The 22530-nt window shown below is 65.4% G+C and carries 23 protein-coding genes; 6 read left to right on the top strand and 17 right to left on the bottom strand.

What is annotated here, in order from left to right:
• Window positions 1-22 precede the first annotated feature (22 nt).
• Window positions 23-2617: a glycoside hydrolase family 3 protein gene (locus tag DT603_RS07180; protein ID WP_162349195.1), complete on the top strand. Its 2595-nt coding sequence runs from the start codon at window positions 23-25 to the stop codon at window positions 2615-2617.
• A gap of 52 nt (window positions 2618-2669) precedes the next feature.
• Here the strand turns inward: DT603_RS07180 and DT603_RS07175 are convergent, their stop codons facing one another.
• The 12 genes from DT603_RS07175 to DT603_RS07120 all read right to left on the bottom strand — a co-directional run bounded on the left by DT603_RS07175 (window position 2670) and on the right by DT603_RS07120 (window position 11736).
• The gene (locus DT603_RS07175; protein WP_162349194.1) at window positions 2670-3251 is read right to left on the bottom strand and encodes a cysteine dioxygenase family protein; all 582 of its coding nucleotides are present in this window, start codon (window positions 3249-3251) and stop codon (window positions 2670-2672) included.
• Between the two features lie 84 nt (window positions 3252-3335).
• Window positions 3336-4448 (bottom strand): homoserine O-acetyltransferase MetX, encoded by a 1113-nt coding sequence (gene metX, locus DT603_RS07170; protein WP_162349193.1) that lies wholly within the window; start codon window positions 4446-4448, stop codon window positions 3336-3338.
• A 35-nt stretch (window positions 4449-4483) separates the two neighbouring features.
• Complete coding sequence (locus tag DT603_RS07165) at window positions 4484-5494, bottom strand: tetratricopeptide repeat protein (protein WP_162349192.1); 1011 nt, start codon at window positions 5492-5494, stop codon at window positions 4484-4486.
• Window positions 5494-5934 carry a cytochrome c-type biogenesis protein gene (locus DT603_RS07160; RefSeq protein WP_162349191.1) on the bottom strand — a complete coding sequence of 147 codons (441 nt, stop codon included), beginning with the start codon at window positions 5932-5934 and terminating at the stop codon, window positions 5494-5496. The genes DT603_RS07165 and DT603_RS07160 overlap by 1 nt, the downstream gene beginning before the upstream one ends.
• Window positions 5935-5954: 20 nt before the next feature.
• A complete protein-coding gene (locus DT603_RS07155) occupies window positions 5955-6545 on the bottom strand; it encodes a DsbE family thiol:disulfide interchange protein (protein ID WP_162349190.1) in 591 nt (196 codons plus the stop codon).
• Window positions 6542-8461 carry a heme lyase CcmF/NrfE family subunit gene (locus tag DT603_RS07150; protein ID WP_162349189.1) on the bottom strand — a complete coding sequence of 640 codons (1920 nt, stop codon included), beginning with the start codon at window positions 8459-8461 and terminating at the stop codon, window positions 6542-6544. The genes DT603_RS07155 and DT603_RS07150 overlap by 4 nt, the downstream gene beginning before the upstream one ends.
• Window positions 8462-8932, bottom strand: coding sequence for a cytochrome c maturation protein CcmE (gene ccmE, locus DT603_RS07145; RefSeq protein ID WP_162349188.1), 471 nt, complete (start codon window positions 8930-8932; stop codon window positions 8462-8464). It lies immediately after the preceding gene.
• The gene (gene ccmD / locus DT603_RS07140; protein ID WP_162349187.1) at window positions 8929-9093 is read right to left on the bottom strand and encodes a heme exporter protein CcmD; all 165 of its coding nucleotides are present in this window, start codon (window positions 9091-9093) and stop codon (window positions 8929-8931) included. The genes ccmE and ccmD overlap by 4 nt, the downstream gene beginning before the upstream one ends.
• Window positions 9090-9833, bottom strand: a complete 744-nt coding sequence (locus DT603_RS07135; protein ID WP_162349186.1) for a heme ABC transporter permease — start codon at window positions 9831-9833, stop codon at window positions 9090-9092. The genes ccmD and DT603_RS07135 overlap by 4 nt, the downstream gene beginning before the upstream one ends.
• Before the next feature lie 55 nt (window positions 9834-9888).
• Window positions 9889-10533 carry a heme exporter protein CcmB gene (gene ccmB / locus DT603_RS07130; RefSeq protein ID WP_162349405.1) on the bottom strand — a complete coding sequence of 215 codons (645 nt, stop codon included), beginning with the start codon at window positions 10531-10533 and terminating at the stop codon, window positions 9889-9891.
• A gap of 35 nt (window positions 10534-10568) precedes the next feature.
• Window positions 10569-11216, bottom strand: coding sequence for a heme ABC exporter ATP-binding protein CcmA (ccmA, locus tag DT603_RS07125; RefSeq protein ID WP_162349185.1), 648 nt, complete (start codon window positions 11214-11216; stop codon window positions 10569-10571).
• 43 nt (window positions 11217-11259) lie between these two features.
• A complete protein-coding gene (locus DT603_RS07120) occupies window positions 11260-11736 on the bottom strand; it encodes a DUF3293 domain-containing protein (RefSeq protein WP_162349184.1) in 477 nt (158 codons plus the stop codon).
• A gap of 66 nt (window positions 11737-11802) precedes the next feature.
• Between DT603_RS07120 and DT603_RS07115 the strand changes: the two genes are divergently transcribed.
• The 3 genes from DT603_RS07115 to DT603_RS07105 all read left to right on the top strand — a co-directional run bounded on the left by DT603_RS07115 (window position 11803) and on the right by DT603_RS07105 (window position 14425).
• The gene (locus DT603_RS07115) at window positions 11803-12951 is read left to right on the top strand and encodes a pyridoxal phosphate-dependent aminotransferase (protein WP_162349183.1); all 1149 of its coding nucleotides are present in this window, start codon (window positions 11803-11805) and stop codon (window positions 12949-12951) included.
• 94 nt (window positions 12952-13045) lie between these two features.
• Window positions 13046-13843 (top strand): amidohydrolase, encoded by a 798-nt coding sequence (locus DT603_RS07110; RefSeq protein WP_162349182.1) that lies wholly within the window; start codon window positions 13046-13048, stop codon window positions 13841-13843.
• Window positions 13844-13867: 24 nt separating this feature from the next.
• Window positions 13868-14425, top strand: a complete 558-nt coding sequence (locus tag DT603_RS07105) for a DUF488 domain-containing protein (RefSeq protein WP_162349181.1) — start codon at window positions 13868-13870, stop codon at window positions 14423-14425.
• Window positions 14426-14436: 11 nt separating this feature from the next.
• Here DT603_RS07105 and DT603_RS07100 read toward each other — a convergent pair whose 3' ends face one another.
• Genes DT603_RS07100 through DT603_RS07090 form a run of 3 tightly spaced genes read right to left on the bottom strand, consistent with a single transcriptional unit; the run spans window position 14437 to window position 17598 of the window.
• Complete coding sequence (locus tag DT603_RS07100; protein WP_162349180.1) at window positions 14437-14814, bottom strand: hypothetical protein; 378 nt, start codon at window positions 14812-14814, stop codon at window positions 14437-14439.
• A 48-nt stretch (window positions 14815-14862) separates the two neighbouring features.
• Complete coding sequence (locus tag DT603_RS07095) at window positions 14863-16755, bottom strand: ABC transporter ATP-binding protein (protein WP_162349179.1); 1893 nt, start codon at window positions 16753-16755, stop codon at window positions 14863-14865.
• A gap of 48 nt (window positions 16756-16803) precedes the next feature.
• A complete protein-coding gene (locus DT603_RS07090; RefSeq protein WP_246191665.1) occupies window positions 16804-17598 on the bottom strand; it encodes a dimethylarginine dimethylaminohydrolase family protein in 795 nt (264 codons plus the stop codon).
• Between the two features lie 146 nt (window positions 17599-17744).
• On the opposite strand from DT603_RS07090, the gene DT603_RS07085 reads away from it, so the two are divergent.
• The gene (locus DT603_RS07085) at window positions 17745-19268 is read left to right on the top strand and encodes a FumA C-terminus/TtdB family hydratase beta subunit (protein WP_162349177.1); all 1524 of its coding nucleotides are present in this window, start codon (window positions 17745-17747) and stop codon (window positions 19266-19268) included.
• The gene (locus DT603_RS07080) at window positions 19265-19903 is read left to right on the top strand and encodes a glutathione S-transferase family protein (RefSeq protein WP_162349176.1); all 639 of its coding nucleotides are present in this window, start codon (window positions 19265-19267) and stop codon (window positions 19901-19903) included. Before DT603_RS07085 ends, DT603_RS07080 begins: the two co-directional genes overlap by 4 nt.
• A gap of 120 nt (window positions 19904-20023) precedes the next feature.
• On the opposite strand, the gene DT603_RS07075 is transcribed toward DT603_RS07080, so the two are convergent.
• Entirely contained in the window at window positions 20024-21184 is a 1161-nt protein-coding gene (locus tag DT603_RS07075) for a phospholipase A (protein ID WP_162349175.1), read from the bottom strand.
• Window positions 21185-21189: 5 nt separating this feature from the next.
• Window positions 21190-22455 (bottom strand): phospholipase D-like domain-containing protein, encoded by a 1266-nt coding sequence (locus tag DT603_RS07070; RefSeq protein ID WP_162349404.1) that lies wholly within the window; start codon window positions 22453-22455, stop codon window positions 21190-21192.
• Window positions 22456-22530 lie beyond the last annotated feature (75 nt).

The raw sequence follows: 22530 nt of genomic DNA, 5'->3' as shown, positions 1-22530 counted from the left end.
AACGTGCAGGACACCCCAAGCCATGAGCAAGCACCATCACGCCGGCGCATCGCGCGCACCCCTTCGGCCGCTTTCCCTGCTGGTCGTGGCGCTTGCCATGGTCGCCGGCGGGTCCGCCATGCCCGGCGCCAGCGAAGCTGCCGAAGCGTCCTCCTCACCCGACGCGAAAGCTTCGGCCGTCGCCGATCCCGGGCAATGGCCGGCAATGAAGTCGCCGCTGGCGGTCGATCCCGCGCTTGAACGCCGCATCAAGGCATTGCTGGCGAAGATGTCGGTGGAAGAGAAGGTCGGCCAACTGGTGCAGGGCGATATCGCCAGCCTGACTCCCGACGACGTGCGCAAATACCGCCTGGGCTCGGCCTTGGCGGGCGGCAATTCGGACCCCGGCAACGATTACCACGCCACCGCCGCGCAATGGGTGGCCCTGGCCGATGAACTCTATCGCGCTTCCATGGACACCCGTGGCGGCCACAACGCGATCCCGCTGCTGTTCGGCATCGACGCGGTACACGGCCACAACAATTTGGTCGGTGCCACTTTGTTCCCGCACAACATCGGCCTGGGCGCCACGCGCGATCCGGAACTGATGCGCGAGATTGCTGTCGCCACCGCCGTCGAGTTGCGCGTGACCGGGCTGGACTGGACGTTTGCTCCCACCCTGGCCGTCCCTCAGGACGACCGCTGGGGACGTACGTACGAAGGCTATTCGGAAAATCCCGAGGTGGTGGCCAGCTATGCCGGGCCGCTTATCGAAGGACTGCAGGGCAAGGTCGGCGGCAAGGACTTCCTCTCTCCGCGCCATGTGATCGCCACCGCCAAACATTTCCTCGGTGATGGTGGCACCCATGATGGACGCGACACCGGCGACACCCAGGTGAGCGAAACCGTCTTGCGTGACACGCATGGCGCGGGCTATGCACCGGCCCTGCAGGCAGGTGCGCAGGCAGTGATGGCGTCTTTCTCCAGTTGGAACGGCGCCAAGATGCACGGCAACCAGAGCCTGCTCACCGGGGTGCTGAAGCAGCGCATGGGTTTCGATGGATTCGTCGTGGGCGACTGGAACGCGCAGGGCCAGCTGCCGGGTTGCACGACCACCGATTGCCCCGATGCGATCAACGCGGGCATGGACATGATCATGGCGCCCGATACCTGGAGGGGCTATTACGAGAGCACTCTGAAACACGTGAAAGCAGGCCGGATTCCAATGGCCCGGCTGGATGATGCGGTGACCCGCATCCTGCGGGTGAAGATGCGCGCCGGCCTGTTTGAAGCCGGGCTGCCTTCGAAGCGCGCGCTGAGTGGCCAGGCAGCGCTGCTGGGCGATCCGAAGCACCGTGCCGTCGCCCGGCGTGCAGTGCGTGAATCTCTGGTGCTGTTGAAGAACCAGGGTCAGTTGCTGCCGCTGGATCCGAAGGGCCGCATCCTGGTCGCCGGCGATGGCGCCGACGATATCGGCAAGCAGTCGGGCGGATGGACGCTGACCTGGCAGGGCACCGGGCTGAAGGCTTCCGACTTTCCCGGGGCGCAGTCGATCTGGGCCGGCATCCAGGAACAGGTCAAGGCCGCCGGTGGCGGCACCGAACTTTCAGTGGAAGGCAGATATTCGCAGAAGCCCGACGTGGCGATCGTGGTTTTTGGCGAAGACCCGTATGCGGAATTCCAGGGCGACATCAAGACCGTGGCCTACAAGCCGGCCAGCACCCAGGACCTGGCCTTGCTCAAGCGCCTGAAGTCGGAAGGCATCAAGGTGGTCGCCGTATTCCTGTCCGGACGGCCCTTGTGGGTGAATCGCGAAATCAATGCATCCGACGCCTTCGTTGCCGCCTGGTTGCCGGGCTCCGAAGGCGGCGGGATTGCCGATGTGCTGCTGCGCGGTGCGAACGGGAAGGCCGCACATGATTTCCGCGGCAAGCTGCCGTACTCGTGGCCGCGCGACGCGGTGCAGACGCCGCTCAATGTCGGCCAGGCCAACTACTCGCCGCAGTTCGCCTACGGTTACGGTCTTACCTATGCGGACAAGGGAGACCTGGCATCCTTGTCCGAAGAACCAGGCGTGGATCTGGGCGCCAACCAGTCGGACCGCTTCTTCGAGCGCGGCGCATTGATCAAGGGGTGGCGTTTGCGCACTACGGCGCAGGACGCCGCCACCTCGGAACTCACCAGGCCCATCGAATCCAGGAATGTCGGCGTTTCGGTCAGTGCTGTGGACCACAAGGCGCAGGAGGATGCATGGCGGTTCAAGTGGACCGGCCCGGGCCTGTCCAAAGTCGCACTGGTGCCCGCGCAACCGCTGGACCTGGGCCGTGAAACCAATGGCGACGCCTTGCTGCTGCTGACGCTGCGCCGCGAGTCCGATGTGGCCCCTGACGCAAGGTTCTTCGTTGAATGTGGCGAAGGCTGCAGCGGAAGTGTTGCGGTGGGCGCGCAACTGGCCGCGCTGCCGCTGGATACCTGGACGCGGGTCGGCGTTCCGCTGAAATGTTTCCAGGCCGCCAACGCCAGCATGGGGCGCCTGACCGTAGTGCCGGGAATCGAGGCGCAGGCCGGGACCCAGCTTTCCATCAGCGAGGTCGGCTACGGCACGACGGCCGACCGATTGCTGGAATGCGGCCCCTGATCAGCTGGCGATGCGCGGCCCCCTCGTGGCCGCGCCGGTACAACCGCAGACCCTACTGGACCTGGTCGGTGCCCAGCAGGCGCTCGCCACGACTCTGCCATTCGGTGTTATCGCCTTCGGGTGAAAACACGCCGCAGCGGACCATGGTGCGCTGGTAGACGTGCAAAGACACGGCAACGGCCTGTTCAGAGGGATTGCGGATGGTGTGGTACTCATGCGGCGGGATCAGGCTGCCGGCCGAGCCGGTGCCGGCCTCGATGGTTCCAGCAGGAATGAAACGGTAGCGATCCGCGTCCCGCTCGGCCAGTTCGTACTGGGTGATCTCGAGCCGGCCCTTCCACACGCCTTCGACGCACCACATGCCCGAGTGGTCGTGGATCTTGGTGCCCTGGCCGGGGCCCCAGGTCATCGCCACCACGCTGTAGCCGTGTTCGGGGCTGGTGTAGAGCTCGCGCCGTGCGTAATGGTCGGCGATGGGCTCCAGCACGCAGGCGGGCAGGGCTACGTCCTCGTCGCAGATCATCCTGCACAGGGACTTGCGCAAAGCATCGGTGACTGCGCGGTCATCGCCCAGGCTGACGGCGGCATCCAGCGAGGCGATCAATTTTTCGTGGCCGGGGAAATCGAGGTTCATGGCGGTGTTCCGCGGAGAATGTGCGCGCATTTTAGCCCGCCAGCAGTTTGGCCGTAGCCACGCCTCTGCCAGCGCGCCAGGAACTCAGAGAACAGCGAGGAAATTCGCCACGGCGGGTCCGAAACGCTCCATGTCCACCAGGAATGCGTCGTGCCCCTGCGGCGAGTCCAATGGCAGGAACTCAGCTTCGGCGCCGCCGGCGCGCAGGCCATCGGCCACCTGCTGCTGCTGCTGCAGGGGGAACAGGATGTCGGTGCTTGCGCCGATGGCCAGTGCCTTCTCGACCTTGATCCGCGCAAGTCCCTGGAGCACGTCGCCGCCAGCTACGTCAGCCAGGTCGAACCAGTCCATCGAGCGGCTCAGGTACAGATAGCAGTTGGGATCGAAGCGGCGCACGAAGCGGCGCGCATGGCCCTCGAGGTAACTTTCCACCTGGAATTCAAGGCCGAAGGGTTCTTCTTCAGGGCGATCGGACTCCAGTCGTACCCGGCCGAAGCGCCCATCCCATTCCAGCGCGGAACGATAGGTGATGACACCCAGCTTGCGGGCCATGCGCATGCCCGATTCCGGATAGGTCGCCTCGTCGTAATTGCCGTTGTTCCAGTTCGGGTCCAGGCGAATGGCCTCGCGCTGCAGCGAACGGATGGCGATAGAAAATGGCAGTGCCTGCGCGCTACCCGAAATATTGATATGGGTACGGGCCAGGCCCGGATGCCGCAACAGCAGGGCCAGGGCGGTCATACCGCCCATCGAATTGCCGATGACGCAAGCCAGTCGTTCGATGCCGAGCCCGCGAACGACTTCGCGCGCCGCATCTGCGCCGTCTTCGATCGACAGTTCAGGAAAATCCAGGCGGTACAGGGTGCCGGTGTCCGGGTTCAACGACGCAGGCCCCGTCGAACCCTTGCAGCTGCCCAGCGAGTTCACGCAGACCACGAACCAGCGGTCGGTATCGATCGGCTTGCCCGGCCCGAGCATCGCTTCCCACCATCCGGCATCTGCGTTGCCCGCGTTGCTGGCCGCATGCGCATCGGGCGACAGGCCGGTGACGATGAGGATGGCGTTGTTGCCCGCCGGGTTGAGCTCACCCCATGTTTCATAGGCCACGCGGGCGCCATGCAGTGCGCCACCCCGTTTCATGGGGAAGGGCGAGGGCAGGGAGTGGAAGCGCGTGCCGGGTGGAATGAATTCAGTCATGGTTCGATTTTAGCCGGCCCGGCAACAGGTACGGGTCACTTCGGCCTGGATTGGCCCAGTACCAGTTCCACGGTGCCGCTGGCAGGCAGGGCTGTACGCACCGGCGCCGACTCGATATCGCCTTCCTGCCGCATCGGATCCCCACTGGCCGACAGCCGCGCGATCACTTCCACTTCCTTCAGTGCCGACAGTTTCTGCGTGGGCATCGGGCTGTCGCCGTCATCCAGCGTCACGGTCAGGGGCAAGTCCTGCAATGCATGTTTTTCCGCCGCAACCGGCATCGGCGGGCCACCGGGCAGGCGCGCGATGATGAAGACCGTGGTGTCGCCGCGCAGGCGCACGCGTGAGGCGAAATCCGGATCCAGCGCCACCTTCACGGTCAGTGCGTTGGTGCTTGCGGGTGCAGGCGCGGCGTCGGCGAGCGATGGCATGCCCGCATCGGCGCGAGCGGCATTGATCTGCACGCGCAAAGTGGCCGCGGTGGCCGGGTCGACCTGCGCCAGCAGCGGCTCCCAGGTTTTGGCGGCGTCGGCCGGCTTGCCCTGCTGGCGCTGGGCGATGCCCAGCAGCCAGGTTGCACGCTGGTGGCCAGGCTGCACTGCCAGTGCATGCTGCACCCACGCCAGCGCCTGGGCGTCCAGCTTGCGGTCCGGCGCTGCATACAGGCGCGCCTGGGCTGCCTCGACCAGCAGGTTGGGATCATCGGGGAGGTGTTTGACGGCCTCGGCGAAAGCTTCGCTGGACTCGGCCAGACGACCTTCCGAAGCCAGTGTCTTGCCCAGCAACTGCCAGCCCTCGGGCAGTGCGGGATTGCGCTTCAGCTCGGCGCGCAGGTCAGCAAGGGCCTCGTCCAGGCTGGGGGCCGGTGCGACCACCTGGTTGATCGCGGAGGGCGTGCCGGTGACGCTGTACAAGGCGAAGGTCGCCAGCCCCAGCGCCAGTACGCCGCCGATGACCAGCGCGCGTGAGTCGCGCCACAGCGGCCACAACACCAGCAGCAGGACCACGAGCGACAACACCACAGCTGATACGACGAAGGGGGTCATCACCACTCCTGGTTGTCGTCGTGCGCGACTGCGCCAGCGGCCGGGCCGCTGCGCCTGCGCACGATGCGGAAGACGATCGCGGCGCCGGCCAGCAACAACAGCGCCGGGCCGAACCAGAGCAGCCAGGTATTGCCGGCCACTTCAGGCTTGTAGAGCACGAATTCGCCATAGCGCTCGACCAGGAACTGCTTGATCTCGGCGTCCGACTTGCCCTGGTTCATCAGGTCCAGCACTTCGCGCCGCAGGTCGTGGGCGATCTGGGCGTTGGAGTCGGCCAACGACTGGTTCTGGCACATCACGCAGCGCAATTCGGCGGTGAGCGCGTGGAAGCGGGTTTCCTCAGCGGCGTCGCGGAACTGCAGCGGGGTCGGATCGCTGACCTGGGCAAAGGAACCGAGGGAAAGAAGCAGCAGAACGACCATGAACACAGGTCGGCCCATTCGCCTGGCGATGGTCGCGATCACTTTTCCGCTTCCGCCTTCTCGAGCGCCGGGACCAACTGTTCGGCGATGATCTGGTCGGTAATGGCGCCCACGTGCTTCCAGCGCACGATGCCCTTGGCGTCGACCAGGAAAGTTTCCGGCGCGCCGTAGATACCCCAGTCGATCGCGGTGCGGCCGGGTTCGTCAGCCACCACCATCAGGTAGGGATTGCCGAACTGTTCCAGCCAGCGCAGCGCATCCACGCGCGTGTCCTTCAGGTTGTAGCCGATGAAGCGCACGCGCTTGGTCAGCGCGAATTTGCTGATCACTGGATGCTCCACGCGGCATTCCGGGCACCAGCTGCCCCATACGTTCATCACGAACGGCTGGCCGCGCAGCTCGGCCAGGGTGAAGCGCTTGCCGGGTTCGTGCAGCAGCGGCAGGTCGAAGGCGGGCGCGGGTTTTCCGATCAGCGGCGAAGGCAGGGCGTCGCGACCGGCGCGGTCGGACTGCTTCACTCCGTAGTACAGCAGGCCCATCAGGCCGAGGAAGAACAAGGCGATGATCACGCCGGCGAAGACGAACGCGCCCGTGGTCCTGCTCTCGGGTTTTTTCGCGGGTTGGTTCATCGCTTGTCCTCGGGTTTGCGGAATCGCCGGTCGGTGGCGGTGACGAAGCCGCCCAGTGCCATCAGCCCGGCGCCCAGCCAGATCCAGCGCACGAACGGCTTGATATGTATGCGGACCGCGCGGGCTTCACCGCCCAGCGATTCGCCCAGCGCCACGTACACGTCGCCAAACAGGCCGGGGTGGATGCCGGCCTCGGTCATCACCTGGCCGCCGCTGGCGTAGGCGCGCTTCTCGGGGTGCAGCAGCGCCAATGGCTCGCCGCCGCGCATCACCTGCACGTGCCCGCGCGTGGACAGGTAGTTGGGCCCCTGGGTCTCGTCCACGCCCTGGTACTGGAATGCGTAGCGGCCGATCTGCATGGTCTGGCCGGGGCTCATGGCCAGTTCGCGCTGCACGTTCAGGCCTTCGACCAGCAGGGCGCCGACCAGGAACACGGCGATGCCGCCATGGGCCAGGGTCATGCCCAGCATTTCGGCGGTGAAGCGGTTGCCCCTGGACTGGAAGCGGGTCCACAGGAAGCGCAGGGTTCCGAATGCCACCCAGGCGGCAAAGCCCACGCCGGCGGCCGTTTTCCACTGGCCCTGCGGCGCCATGAAATAGCCGATCACCGCCAGCAGCAGGGCCAGGCCGGCCCACGGCGCCAGCATGCGCAAGGGCCGCGAAGGTTCTTCGCGTTGCCAGCGGGTCAGCGGACCGAACGGCAGCAGCAGCACCAGCGGCCCCATCAACAGCAGGAACAGCAGGCCGAAGTAGGGCGGACCCACCGAGATCTTGCCGAGGCCCAGCGCGTCGGCCAGCAACGGATATAGAGTTCCTAGCAACACCATCGCGCAGGCGCAGGTCAGCAGCACATTGTTGGCCAGCAGCAGCGTTTCGCGCGAGCTGGCGGTGAACGGCGATCCCTGCTCCAGCCGCGGCACGCGGGCCACGTACAACACCAGCGAACCGCCGATGACCACCCCCAGGAAAATCAGGATGAACAAACCGCGCGAGGGATCAGCGGCGAAGGCATGCACGCTGGTCAACACGCCAGAGCGGACCAGGAACGCGCCCAGCAGCGACAGCGAAAAAGCGGCAATGGCCAGCAGCAGGGTCCAGCCGCGGAAGCTGCCGCGCTTCTCGGTCACCGCCTGCGAATGCAACAGCGCCGCGCCGGCCAGCCATGGCATGAAGCTGGCGTTCTCCACCGGATCCCAGAACCACCAGCCGCCCCAGCCCAGTTCGTAGTACGCCCACCAGCTGCCCAGCGCGATGCCGATGGTCAGGAAGCCCCAGGCCACGTTGGTCCACGGCCTCGTCCAGCGCAGCCAGCGTGCATCCACGCTGCCGTCGATCAGCGCGGCCACCGAGAACGCGAACGGCACCACGAAACCCACGTAGCCGATGTAGAGCAGCGGCGGATGCATGATCATGCCCACGTCCTGCAACAGCGGGTTGAGGTCGTGGCCTTCGATGGGCACGGGCAGCAGGCGGATGAAGGGGTTTGAAGTAAAGACCAGGAACGCCAGGAAGCCCAGGCTGATGAGCCCGATCACGCCGAGCACGCGCGCGCTCACCCGGTCGGGCAGGCCGTGCGAGAACCGCGCGACCGCCGCGTTCCACGCCGCCAGCACCAGCGTCCACAACAGCAGCGAGCCTTCATGCGCGCCCCACACCGCGGTGTAGCGATAGACCAGCGGCAGCAGCGAGTTGGAGTTGTCGGCCACGTACTTGACCGAGAAATCCTGGGCCACGAACGCAAACGTCAGTATCGCGAAGGCGCCCAGTACCAGCAGCAGCTGCGCATAGGCGGCAGGCCTGGCGACTGCCATCCATGTCGCCTTTCCGCGATGTGCGCCGGCCAGGGGCAACACGGCCTGCAGCGCGGCGATCAACAGCGCCAGCAGCAGCGCTATCTGTCCAAGTTCGGGCAGCACTTAAAGTTTTTCCGATGCGGGTGCGGCGGGAGCCTGCACGTCGTGCTTCTTGTGGGCCATGCCCATCTTGTCGGCCACTTCCTTGGGCATGTAGTTCTCGTCGTGCTTGGCCAGCACATCCTCGGCCACGAACACGCCGTCCTTCATGGTGCCCGTGGCGACCACGGCCTGGCCTTCGCGGAACAGGTCCGGGAGGATGCGGCCATAGACCACCGGCAACAGCGCATCGCCATCGGTGACCTTGAAACGCACCTCAAGCGAACCCGGCGTGCGCTGGAAAGAACCTTTTTCCACCATGCCGCCCAGCCGGAAACGCGCGCGCTCCCCGGTTTCCCCACGCAGCACTTCGGCCGGGGTGTACAGGTAGGCGACATTGCGCTGCAGGGCGAACACCACCAGGGTGGTGGCGACGCCCGCAGCGACCACCAGCAGCAGCACCCAGAGCAGGCGACGGCGACGGACCGGATTCATCGGCTCAGCTCCACGGGTTGCGTACGTTTGGCAGCGCGGCCCTTGCGCAGGCGCGCCGCCCGCAACTCGCGCCGGATCTGCAGGCGTGGGGCCAGCAGGTCCCACAGCATGACCACGGCAAACACGGCATAGGCACCGATCAGGTAGTTGAGGTAGCTCATGGTTGCGCCACCAGCCGGGCCACCCAGTCCTTGCCGGCTTCACGGCGCAGGTTGTCGGCGCGCGCGCGCACCAGCAGGGAACCGGCGAACCAGAACTGCACGCCCACGAACATCAGCCAGAACGGCAGGGCCATGCTGGCATCCATCTTAGACTCTCCGAACAGGCTGATGGTCTGTCCCTGGTGCAGGGAATTCCACCACACCACCGAATACTTGATCACCGGCAGCAGGGCCACGCCGACGATGGCCAGAAAACCGGCGGCGCGCGCGGCCGTGCGGCGATCGTCGATCGCGTTGTAGAGGCCGATCACGCCCAGGTACAGGAACAGCAGGATCAGCTCGGTGGTCAGGCGCGGATCCCAGTCCCACCAGGTACCCCACATGGGCTTGCCCCAGATCGAACCGGTGACCAGGGTGATCACGGTGAAGGCGGCGCCGATCGGCGCGCAGGCCATGGCCAGGATCTCGCACAGCTTGATGCGCCAGATCAGGGCAATGGCGGAATAGGCGGCCATCACCGCGAAGATCGACAGGCTCAGCATCGCGCTGGGCACGTGGATGTAGAAGATGCGGAAGCTGTCGCCCTGCTGGTAGTCCGCCGGCACCTGGAAGGCCTGCCACAGGCCCACCGCCATGACCGCCAGCGCGATGCCATGGCACCAGGGGGCCCAGCGCGCGGCGAAGCGGTCGAACACAGGGGGCGAACCGAGTTGGTGGAACCAGAGCAGGACGGGATTCATGCGGGCTTGTTTTTCAATGCGGCGGGGGGCAAGGCAATGGCTCCGATGCAGGGCGTCAGTGCAGGGCGATGCGAATGGCCGCGGCGGCGGCCAGGGGTGCAAGGACCAGGGTGAGCACCAGTCCGGCGCCCAGGTAAAGCAGTGCGCCCACGGCATCCAGGCCTTCGGCGCTGCGGGCGACGCTGCCGGCGCCGAAGATCAGCACGGGGACATAAAGCGGCAACGCCAGCAGGGCTACAAGAATACCAGAGCGCCTCATGCCGACAGTCAGCGCCGCCACTACCGCGCCCAGAAGACTCAACAACGGCGTGCCCAGTGCAAGCGAGGCCAGCAATACGGGCAATTGGTCATGCGGAAGGTGCAGCAGTTCAGCCAGCAAGGGCGTGACGAGGATCAGCGGCAGGGCGGTGGTCAGCCAGTGGCCGAGCACGCGCACGGCCACCAGCCATGCCAGCGGCACCGGCGCCAGGATCCACTGTTCCAGCGAACCATCCTCCGCGTCGCCCCGGAACAGGGTATCCAGCGACAGCAGGCCGGCCAGCAGGATGGCCACCCACATCGCCGCAGACGCGACCTTCGCCAAAGCCTGCGGCTCGCCGCCCAGCGCCAGTGCGAACAACACCACTACCAGCAGCGCGAACAGGGCAGGCTGGAAGGCGTCGCCGCGCCGACGCCAGAGCAGGCGCAGGTCGCGCACCATCAGGGCCTTGCCGGCCTGCAACAGCGATGGCCCGCTCAAACCTGACGCTCCAGCACCAGCATGCGGGTCTGCACCGGCGGGGCGGCATAGGCACCATGGGTGGTGACCAGGGCCGCACCACCTTCGCGAAGATGCGCGGAAATCATCCGGTTGACCAGGTTGATGCCGTCCAGGTCCAGATTGGCGTAGGGCTCGTCCAGCAACCACAACGGCGCAGGGGAAAGCCACAGCCGGGCCAGCGACAGGCGCTTCTTCTGTCCGGCCGAAAGCTGGCGGGCCAGCGTGTCCTCATGGCCGGACAGGCCGACCATGCCCATGGCATCACCCGGCAACTGGCGTGCGCGGCGTCCATGCAGGCCGCACAGGAACTCGAGGTTCTCCAGCGCGCCCAGGTCCGCCTTCAGTGCAGGAAGATGACCCAGGTAGGCGATGGCGCGTGCGCGCAGGTCGGGCCTGGCCTTGCGCCCGTCGATTTCCACCTCGCCCGCATCAGCCCTCAGCAGGCCCGCCAGCACCCGCAGCAGGGTGGTCTTGCCCGCACCGTTGCCACCCTGGACCAGCAAGGCCTCGCCGGCGGCCACCACGAAGTCGAGTGGGCCGAAGACTGGCTCGTCATTGCGCGTGAAAGCCAGGCCGCGCGCGGACAACAGCGGCAGCTGGCTGGATTCGGGGGGAAGACTCATTGGCAGCCATTGTAAACCGGCGGCCCCATCCACCCCAGACCGATCAGCCTGCCCAGTCGATATGCGGATCGTCGCCGATGCCATCTGGCCGGGGCCAAAACATGCGTAAACGCACTGGTTCGCCGTGTTTCCAGCACAGGATGGCGGCCTGGCCGAACTCCGCTGCCCAGGCATCTGCAGTCGGAAGCGGCGCGTCCAGCACCAGCCAGCCGTGTTCCACGGCTCCACCCTGCGCGTTGCTGCCCAGTGCCCTGTGTCGTGCCAGCCCACTGGCACGCAGGCGTTTCTGCAAGGCCTCGTCCGCCGCCATGTTTTCGGCCAGCGTGGCGGTCTGGGGCGCAGGGTTCCAGGCCGTGATGAAGAGATAGAGGTCGGCGCCCAGCTGCCTCTCTATGTCGTCGGCAGGCTGGCCTACCGAGAACAGCCACTCGCGGTGGCCGATGGTCACGAAATAATGGGCGGCGCTGTAAGCGGCGACCAGTTGCGCCGCCGACGGGTGTTGCGTGCCAGGCCGGTCCATTCCGCATCATCGCCGTTCTGCTTCATTGCGTACACTCCGGTTTCCCCATGTTCGACGGAAAGCTTGATGCACCTCGAGACCAAATTGCCCAAGGTGGGCACCACCATCTTCACCGTGATGTCCCAGCTCGCCGCCGAACACGGCGCAGTCAACCTGGGGCAGGGCTTTCCAGACTTCCCGGTGCCTCCACGCCTGGTCGACGAACTCGACGCCGCCATGCGCGCCGGCCACAACCAGTACGCACCGATGACCGGCGTGCCCGCGCTGCGCCAGGCCATCGCCGAAAAGGCCTTGCGTTGCTATGGCGCCCAGGTCAATGCCGACACCGAGATCACCGTAACCAGCGGCGCGACCGAGGCCATCTTCGACGCCATCCATGCGGTGGTGCGCGCGGGTGAGGAAGTGATCGTGCTGGACCCTGCCTACGACTGCTATGAGCCGGCGATCGACCTGGCCGGGGCGACGGCGGTCCACGTTGCACTGGATCCGCAGACCTTCGCGGTGGACTGGCAGAAAGTGCGCGATGCGATCACCCCGCGCACCCGCATGCTGATGATCAACAGCCCGCACAATCCGTCCGGGGCGATGCTGGGCGAAGACGACCTGCGGGAACTGGCCGCGATCCTCCAGGGCACCGATATCTTCCTGCTGTCGGACGAGGTCTACGAACATATAGTCTTCGACGGCCGTCGCCACGAATCGATACTGCGGTACCCCGAGCTGGCGGCGCGCGCCTTCGTCATTTCCAGTTTCGGCAAGACCTACCACTGCACCGGCTGGAAGATAGGCTACGCGATCGCGCCGCCGGCATTGAGCGCGGAATTCCGCAAGGTGCACCAGTACAACACCTTCACCAGCTTCTCCCCGGCGCAATATGCATTCGCGGCGATGATCCGCGACGAGCCGGAACACTACGAGCAGCTTGGCGCCTTCTACCAGGCCAAGCGCGACCGCTTCCGCGAACAGCTGCTGGCGACGAAACTCAAGCCGTTGCCGGTGCCGGGAGGCTATTTCCAGCTGGTCGATTATTCGGCGGTCAGCGACCTGCCCGATACCGAATTCGTGAAGTGGCTGACCATCGAGCATGGCGTGACCGCGATTCCATTGTCTCCTTTCTATGAAACGCCGCCGCCGGGCCAGCGCCTGGCGCGGCTGTGCTTCGCCAAGAACGATGCAACGATGGACGCGGCAGTGGCGCGTCTCCTGAAGCTTTGATTGGTTAACCTCATTCCCGCGAAGGCGGGACCCCGCGACTCGCGCCCTGCTGGACGCCAATGCCAGCGCGATAAGAACCCATGGAGGTGGAACGATGCAGGACCTGAGAATCTCGCTGGTGCAAGGCGCCACCCGCTGGCACGACCCGGCCGGAAACCGCGAATACTACGGCGACCTGATCGGGCCACTGGCGCACGCTACCGACCTGGTGATCCTGCCGGAGACCTTCACCAGTGGTTTCAGCAACGAGGTCATAGACCAGGCCGAGACCATGGAGGGTCCGACCGTGGCCTGGATCCGCGAGCAGGCGGTCCGTCTGGATGCAGCGGTGACCGGCAGCGTGCAATTGCGGACTGACGAAGGGGTGTTCAATCGGCTGCTGTGGGCGACACCAGATGGCGAGCTCCAGTACTACGACAAGCGCCACCTGTTCCGTTACGCGGGCGAGCACAAACGCTATGCCGCCGGCGACCGGCGCCTGACCGTGGAATGGAAAGGCTGGCGCATCAATCCGCTGGTCTGCTACGACCTGCGGTTTCCGGTGTATTCGCGCAACCGATACAACGTGGAACGCGAGAACGCGCTGGACTTCGACCTGCAGCTGTTCGTGGCCAACTGGCCTGCGGCACGCGCCTACCCGTGGAAAACCCTTTTGCGCGCACGTGCCATCGAGAACCTGTGCTACGTCGCCGCGGTCAATCGTGTCGGCGTGGATGGAAACGGCCTGGAATATTCCGGCGACAGCGCGCTGATCGATTTCCTGGGCCAGCCGCTGGTCGAGACCACGGGCGACGAAGGCGTGGTCAGCAGCGTGGCCTCATGGGCGGCCCTGGCCGCCCACCGCGAGCGCTTCCCGGCGATGCTGGATGGCGATTCCTTCTCGCTGGCCTGATCCCGGCTTGCCTACGCTACGGGCATGAGCGAGTCGAAGACCGGCACTTTTTGGACCATCGGTCATTCCATCCGGCCGTGGGATGAGTTCATCGGCATGCTGGCAGCCGCTTCGATACAGTCGCTCGTCGACGTGCGCCGCTTCGCGGGTTCCAGGCGCAATCCGCAATTCAGCGGCGAAACCATGGGCGCCGCGCTGGCCAGGGAGGGGGTCGAATATGTGCCGATGGCCGACCTGGGCGGCCGCCGCCCCACCAGCGTGGACTCCATCAACCTTGCCTGGCGCAACGCCGGTTTCCGGGGCTATGCGGACTACATGGCGACGGCTCCCTGGCACGCCGCCCGGAACCGGCTGGCCGAACAGGCGTCGCACTACCGCACGGCCGTGATGTGCGCCGAAGCCATGTGGTGGCAATGCCATCGCAGCCTGATCTCGGATGATTTCAAGGCCAGCGGCTGGGAAGTGATCCATCTGCTGTCGCCGGGTCGGGAGCAGGAACATCCCTATACCTCCGCAGCGCGTGTCGTCGACGGTTGCCTGGATTACACGCTGCCCGCCGATCCCCAGCCCTCGCTGTTCTGACGCCTCGCAGTTTATTTAGTGAAGGAAACTTCTATCGACGCGTAGAAAGGCGCACGAGGCGGCACCGATAGCCAGCGCGCCGCGGCATGCTTGCGCAGGCAGATCGCCAGCGGGGAATTGCCCTGCAGCCAGGTACGCACCACCTTGCCCTGCGCATCCAGTTCCATGACCACGACCAGGGCCGACAGGTCGGGAACCGGGGTGGAGCAGGCCGCGGTGCCTGAGGCCAGCAGCGCGGCCTGGGAAGCGCGCAGCTCGGATCGTTGCTGTGGCGACAGCGAGGCTTCATCCGCATCCGCCAACGACTTGGCTTCGGCGTACTCCAGCACAGTAGCCGCCGGAGCAGGGCCAGCCAGCAGCGCGAGTGTGACCAGTGCAAGCAGCTTCATCTGCGTTCCTTGGGATGGCCCAGCCAGTGGCTGGGCGATAGTGGTCAATCAACGGTAGCCGGCGGCCTGCAGTTCGAACAGCTCGGCATAACGTCCGCCCTCGGCCAGCAGCTCATCGTGGGTGCCGCTGGCTTCCAGCTGGCCCTGCTCCAGCACCAGGATGCGGTCGGCCATGCGCACGCTGGAGAAGCGGTGCGAGATCAGCACGGCGGTGCGGTCGTCGGACAGTTCCTTGAAACGCTGGAACACCTCGAACTCGGACCGCGCATCCAGTGCCGCGGTGGGCTCGTCCAGGATCATCACCTGCGCATCGCGCATGTAGGCGCGGGCGATGGCGATTTTCTGCCACTGGCCGCCAGACAGGTCCACGCCGGTCTTGAAGCGGCGGCCGATCAGCTGGTCGTAACCGTTGGGCAGGGTGGCGATGACTTCATCGGCCATCGCGCGCCGGGCGGCATCGCGGATGCGTCCGGCGTCGTCCATGTGGTCGATCTGGCCGACGCCGATGTTCTCGCCGGCGGTGAGGTGGTAGCGCACGAAATCCTGGAAGATCACGCCGATGTTGGCGCGCAGCTCATCGATGTCGTACTCGCGCAGGTCGATGCCATCGAGCAGGATGCGGCCTTCGTCCGGGTCGTACAGGCGTGCCAGCAGCTTCACCAGGGTGGTCTTGCCGGCGCCGTTCTCACCCACCAGTGCCAGCACCTCGCCAGCACGCAGCTCGAAGCTCAGGTGGCGTACCGCCCAGCGTTCGGCATCGGGATAGCGGAAGCCCACGTCCTCGAACACGAAGCCGCGCATGATGGGCTTGGGAATGGCGACCGGGTTTTCCGGCGAAGTGATTTCCGGCTCGATCTCGAAGAATGAGAACAGATCGTCCAGGTACAGCGCCTGGCTGGCGACCTGGGAAAAGCCGACCAGCAGGCCCTCCAGCAACTGGCGCAGGCGGCGGAAGCTGCCGGCCAGGAAGGTCAGGTCGCCGATGGTGAAGTCGCCGCGCACCGTGCGCCAGGCGATATAGCCATAGGCGATGTAGTAGCCCAGCGTACCCAGCGCGGCGAACAACGCGCCCCAGATCGCGCGTTTCCTGGCCAGCGAGCGATTGGCCTTGAAGAACTTGTCTGCCAGGGTGCGGTAGCGCGCGATCAGGAAATGGTGGAGGTTGAATATCTTCACCTCCTTGGCGCTTTCCACGCTGGCACCGGTCTGCTTGACGTACTCGAGCTGGCGGCGCTCGGGCGTCCAGGCGAAGTTCAGCGAGTAGCCCATGGCATTGAAGTGGGCTTCGCCGATGAAGGCCGGAATCAGGGCCACGGCCAGCAGCACCATCAGCCAGGGCGCGTAGACCATCAGGCCGGCGGCGAAGCTGACCACGGTGATGGCGTCCTGCACCTGCCCGAACAGCGTGCTCATCAGGTTCATTCGGCCCATGGTCTGGCGGCGCGCGCGATCCAGCTTGTCCTGCAGGTCGGGGTCTTCGAAGTCCTCCAGGTCCAGCGTCGCTGCGTGTTCCATAAGGCGGATGCTGGTGGCGTTGGTGAACAGCTCCGACAGCAGCGAGTCGGCATAGCTCACCATCCGCCCCAGCAGGTCGGACAGGATGGCCAGGGCGAATTCCATGCCCAGCAGCCACAGCAGATGGTCGAGCTGGCCGCTGCGCCAGGCATCGCCCAGCGTGTCGAATCCCAGGCCCAGGCCGACCAGGCGCAGGGCTTCGTCGATGATCAGCTTGCCGATATACAAGGTGATGATGGGCAGCACGGCGCGGATCAGCCGCAAGCCCATGCTGGCCATCGTCAGCCAGGGACTGGTGGCCCAGATCTGCCTGAGGAAAGGCGGCAGGTTGCGCATCGCATCGAAGCGGTCGCGCAGGCTGGGACCGGATTTGGCGCCGCGCCTGGGCGACGCCGGAGTTGGGGATGCGGGGGCGGATTCAGCCATGCCGGCATTGTGACTTGGCTTCGGTGATTGGAGAAATCACGGGGCCGCTCAGGATTCGTCCAGCCTGAGGGTCAGGCACTTGGCCGATCCGCCGGCCTTGAGGAATTCACCGAGTGGTGTTTCGATGACCTCGAACCCGGCCGCGCGCAGGGTTGCCTGCAATGACGCGCTGGCCTGGTTCACGACCAAGCTGCGGCCCACGTTCACCGCGTTGCAGGCGAAGGCGAGCGCGTCCTGCTCCGAAAGCGCGATGCGCCTGGACTCGGGCACCCGCGCGGTGATCGCGCCGATGCCGTCGGTGTCGAAAGCGGGCGGATAGTAGAGCAGCCAGCCCCCTGCAAGCGGGCAGAAGCAGGTGTCCAGGTGATAGAAGCGTGGATCGACCAGGCGCAGGGCGACGGTTTCGATGTCGAACAGGGCCGCCAGCCCGGCCTCCACGCCCGGATCGCTGCGCGGACCATGGCCCAGCCACAGGCGGGGAGAGCCCCGGTCCAGCAGGGCGTCACCCGCACCTTCGAAATGCATGCCGTCTGGGAGTTTGCGGACGGTAAAGCCGTAGTGCGTGGCCCATTCGGTGAAAAGCGGCTCTTCGCCACGGCGTTGCGCATGGCGAAAGCAGCTGGGGACGAACACATCGCCGATCACCAGGCCTGCGTTGGCGGTAAAGGGCATGTCAGGCAAGCCGTCACCCGGCTGGATCAATTCAATCCCGGCCAGCCGGGCCAGTCCGGCATGCAGGGCATTCCATTGAGTCGCCGCCGTCGCCGCATCGGTCGAGGCCAGGTTGCCTTCCATCCAGGGATTGATCACGTATTCCACCCCGAAGTGGGTAGGCGGACACATCAGCAAACGGGGGCCGGGCGGCATGAAGATCGCCTTCGCGAGACGGTGGCCTTGACGTTGCAGGATTCGGCACGGCAGCGCAATGCCGGCCAAAGCCGGCGGCTTGGCCTAAAATGAGCGCTTCGCCCGCTACCCCCATGGCAGCCGTGACCACGATCAAGCAGGAAGACTTCATCCAGAGCGTCGCCGATGCGCTGCAATACATCAGCTACTACCATCCGGTCGACTACATCCGCAGCCTGTCCGCTGCTTATGAGCGCGAGGAGTCGGAGGCCGCCCGCGATGCCATCGCGCAGATCCTGATCAATTCGCGCATGTGCGCCGAGGGCCACCGGCCGATCTGCCAGGACACCGGCATCGTCACCGTCTTCCTGCAGATCGGCATGGACGTGCGCTGGGAAGACGCCACCATGGGCGTGGAAGAGATGGCCAACGAAGGCGTGCGCCGCGCCTACAACCATCCCGACAACAAACTGCGGGCCAGCGTGCTGGCCGATCCGGCCGGCAAGCGCGTCAACACCCGCGACAACACCCCGGCCGTGGTCAACATGAAAGTGGTACCGGGCAATACGGTCGACGTGATCGTGGCGGCCAAGGGCGGCGGGTCCGAAGCCAAGTCCAAGTTCGCCATGCTCAATCCCTCCGATTCCATCGTCGACTGGGTGTTGAAGACGGTGCCGACCATGGGGGCCGGCTGGTGTCCGCCGGGCATGCTCGGCATCGGCATCGGCGGCACCGCCGAGAAAGCGATGCTGCTGGCCAAGGAGGCGTTGATGGAACCCATCGACATCACCGACCTGCAGGCGCGTGGCGCGTCCAATCGCGCCGAGGAACTGCGGCTGGAGCTTTACGAGAAGGTCAACGCACTGGGCATCGGCGCGCAGGGCCTGGGCGGACTGACCACGGTGCTGGACGTCAAGGTCAAGGATTTCCCCACCCACGCCGCCAACCTGCCGGTGGCGCTGATCCCCAATTGCGCGGCCACCCGCCACGCCCATTTCACCCTGGATGGCAGCGGGCCGGTGATGCTGGAACCACCGTCGCTGGAAGACTGGCCCAAGTTGACCTATGACACGTCCAAGGGCCGCCGCGTCGACCTGGATACGATCACGGCCGAAGAGGTGGCCAGCTTCAAGCCCGGTGAAGTGCTGTTGCTCAATGGCAAGCTGCTGACCGGTCGCGACGCCGCGCACAAGCGCATGGTTGAAATGCTCGACCGGGGCGAGCAGTTGCCAGTGGATTTCCGCGGTCGCTTCATCTATTACGTCGGGCCGGTTGACCCGGTGCGCGACGAAGTCGTCGGTCCGGCCGGCCCCACCACGGCCACGCGCATGGACAAGTTCACCGAGCAGGTGCTCAGCCAGACCGGGCTGATGGGCATGGTCGGAAAAGCCGAGCGCGGTGCGGCGGCGATCGAGGCGATCCGCAAGCACAGGTCGGTCTACCTGATGGCGGTGGGCGGCGCGGCTTACCTGGTCTCCAAGGCGATCAAGGCCGCGCGCGTGGTCGGTTTCGCCGACCTTGGCATGGAGGCGATCTACGAATTCGAAGTGAAGGACATGCCGGTCACGGTCGCGGTGGACAGCACCGGCGAGTCGGTGCACAAGACCGGGCCGCGCGAGTGGCAGGCCCGCATCGGCAAGATTCCGGTGCTGCTGGAAGGCGCATGAGCACGGTTCTGTACGGGTCGAGAAGCACCGCCTCGCTGGTGGTGCACTGGCTGCTGCTCGAACTGCAAGTGCCACACACACTGCACCTGCTGGATTTCGACACGCAGGAGCAGAAATCGGCTGCTTACCTGGAACTCAATCCCGCAGGCGTGGTGCCCACGCTGGTGATGGACGGAGAAGTCATCACCGAGGCCGCCGCCATCGCCATGCACCTGGCCGACCTGCACCCGTGGGCAGGGCTCGCGCCAGCCGTGGGCACGCCGCAGCGCGCGCAGTATTACCGGTGGATGTTTTTCATGGCCAACACGCTGCAGCCCGCTTACCGCGCCTGGTTCTATACCGATGAGCCGGCGGGCGAGGGCAACGTGGAAGCGGTGCAGCAGCAGGCGCGGCACAGGATTGAAACCGCCTGGACGCGCGTGGCCGATCATCTGGCCTCGCATAGCGGACCCTACCTGCTTGGGACGCAACTGTCGGCGGCGGACTTCATGCTTACCATGCTGATGCGCTGGTCGCGCAACATGCCGCGATGCACCGACAGCTGGCCGGCACTGGAGGCCCACGCGCAAGTCATGAAGGCCAGGCCCGCGTTCAAGGAGACCTGCGCGCGCGAAGGCCTCACCGACTGGGCCTGAGGGCTGGCGGACGGCGCCCCAGGCTTCAGCCGGGCTTGCCTGGCTGCGTTCTACTCAAAAAAATGCCGGGCAAGCCCGGCATTACGAGATTCGACGGCGAGGTGTCGCTCTCGCGCCTGCTCAGAACCACTCGAGCAACGAAACTCCCAGGCCGACATAAGTCGCCTTGTGGTTGTAGTCGATCAGGCTTTCGCCATAACCGTCGAACAACTGCACGTGCCCGCGCAACTGGCGGTTGATCGGAAAGCCCCAGTCCAGCTGAAGTGCCCCGTGGGATTTGTCGCCGCCACGCAGGGAATGGCGCCCCATCACGCTGAATTCGTGACCGTCCCTGGTGTAGGTCAGGGTAGCGTCGCCACGACCCACGTAATCCTCGATGTCCGCGTTGTTGTCATCGCTGGCATCTTCCTTGATGCGGTACCAGGGGCGCAGGGTCAGCGCCCAGTTCTCACGGTCCAGGCCAACGCTGAGGATGGCGCGGTTCCAGCTGCGGGAGAGCGGATCACCGCGCCCATTGGACTGGTGATTCAGGCTGAGGCCCATCATGCGACCGCGCCAGCCGGCGATTCCGTAGTTATTGCGGACGACCAGCATCACTTCGGGTTCGTAATTGGTTTCCCGGAAGGGCCGCGAGAGTTCCGAGTTGTAGACCTGCCATCGCGAGCTCTGCGTGTAGGCAGCCCAGATGTCGCCGTTGTCGCCGAACAGGTTTTCCGCGATCTTGGTCTTGAAACTGAGCTGGAACTTGGCTTCCAGGCTGTCCAGTTCCTCGGGGGTGGTCACGTTGTTGTCCGGGTTGGGCGAGCTGGGCGCCTTGTTGGTATCGCTGGTCCAGAACGCCGGCAGCACGTAAACCGGCTTGTATGCGCGCAACTGGAACAGGCCCAGCTTGGAATCCTTGGCAAGCTCCCAGCGGCTGTCGAGCAGTGATCCCTTGCCCGCGTTGGCAACGGCGGCGTCATACACGTCGCGGTCATGGAACAGCGAACCCAGACGGTGGCGGGTGCGCTCGGCCAGGGGAGCGTCATCCGCAGGCGCGGCTGCTTCCTGATCCAGCTTCGACAGTTCCTTGGCCTGCTTGGCTACCGAATCGGCAACGCGGGTGTCGGCAGGGGTGCGTTTGAGTGCGGCGTCATAGCAGGCCAGGCGGGTAGCGTCCGTTGCAATGGAGAGGCAGGCCTCCGGCGTGGCGGGAGTGGGCGCAGCATCCTGTGCCAGTGCGGTGGACGAGAAGGCGATGGCCGAAGCCAGCAGGCTGCAGCGGAGGGTACGAGGGGTCATGCAGCTCACAGTTGTGACTTGAGGGGAAGGATGAATTTCTCCATCAGTTTCTCTTTTAACGGACGCGCCTGCCACATTTCATGCGTGTAACGCTTGGCGTGGCGCAGGTCGGCCTCGAATACATCGGTCATTTCCTCCGCGAAAGCACGGTCGTAGAGGTTCAGGCTGGCTTCGTCGTTGAGTCGGAAGGAGCGTATGTCGAAGTTGGTCGATCCAACCGAAACCAGCTCGCGATCCACGATCAGCATCTTGGTATGCAGCATGGTGGGCTGGTATTCGCTGATCTCCATTCCGGCCAGCAACAGGTCCCCCCATCCCGCGCGGGAGGCCAGGCGAACCGCATCCGAATCGATGTTCGGCCCTGGCAGGAGGATGCGCACGCGCACCCCACGCTGCCTGGCCGCCAGCAGGGCCTGCTTGATCAGGTCGTCCGGGACGAAATACGACGCTGCCAGGTCGATGCTTTCACCCGCGGCGGCGATGGCCATCAGGTACATCAGGTGCATGCTCTCGCTGCCGCCCGAGGGCGAGGCAATGAACAGGTGGCCGGCAACGTCGCCCTGCGGCTCGATGTGCGGGAAATAGGCCGGCCCGTTCAATACTTCGCCGGTGGTCTTGATCCAGTTGTCGTTGAAGGCGGCCTGGATCTGCGCCACCGCCGGACCGTCGACACGGAAATGCGAATCGCGCCAGTGCTCGGGATCCTGCGCATGGCCGGTCCACTGGTCGGCGATGCCCACGCCGCCCGTGAACCCGATGCGGCCGTCCACCACCAGCAGCTTGCGGTGGGTGCGGTTGTTGATCCGGCTCAACGTGTACCAGTGCAGCGGGCGGTAGTGTTGGATGCGAACGCCGGCCGTGCGCATCTCGTCCAAGAGGTCATCGTCCATCTTGATGCTGCCAGCCCAGTCCACTATCACGCTGACGGGCACCCCGGCCTTGGCGCGTTCGGCCAGGGCATCGGTGAATTCCTTGCCGATTTCGCCGGACCAGTAGATGTAGGTTTCGAAAGTGATCGAGGTCTTCGCGCCCCGGATCGCCTCCAGCATGGCTGGAAAAATCTCGTCGCCGTCCTGCAGCGACTGGACCCGGTTGCCGGCAACAATGGTCGGCCCAAGCATGACCGACATTTCGCGGCGGAACTCCGGATCGGTAATCGCGTAATGATGCGGAACCGGCTTTTCCATCTTTTTTTCTGGGGTGGCGAAATTCATCGCCAGCACCACGCAAAGTACGGTGACAAGCACCGTGATCACGATCGTCCACGCCATGCGCTTACGGCTCCAGTTCATGCGGATCATTGAGTTTTCTCCCCTAGCGTGGGAAGTATCCACCGGGGCACATCG

Origin of the sequence: Pseudoxanthomonas gei (assembly GCF_010119615.1) — a bacterium.
In the GTDB taxonomy this organism is placed as follows: domain Bacteria; phylum Pseudomonadota; class Gammaproteobacteria; order Xanthomonadales; family Xanthomonadaceae; genus Pseudoxanthomonas_A; species Pseudoxanthomonas_A gei.
This window is presented reverse-complemented; position numbering and strand designations above follow the sequence as displayed.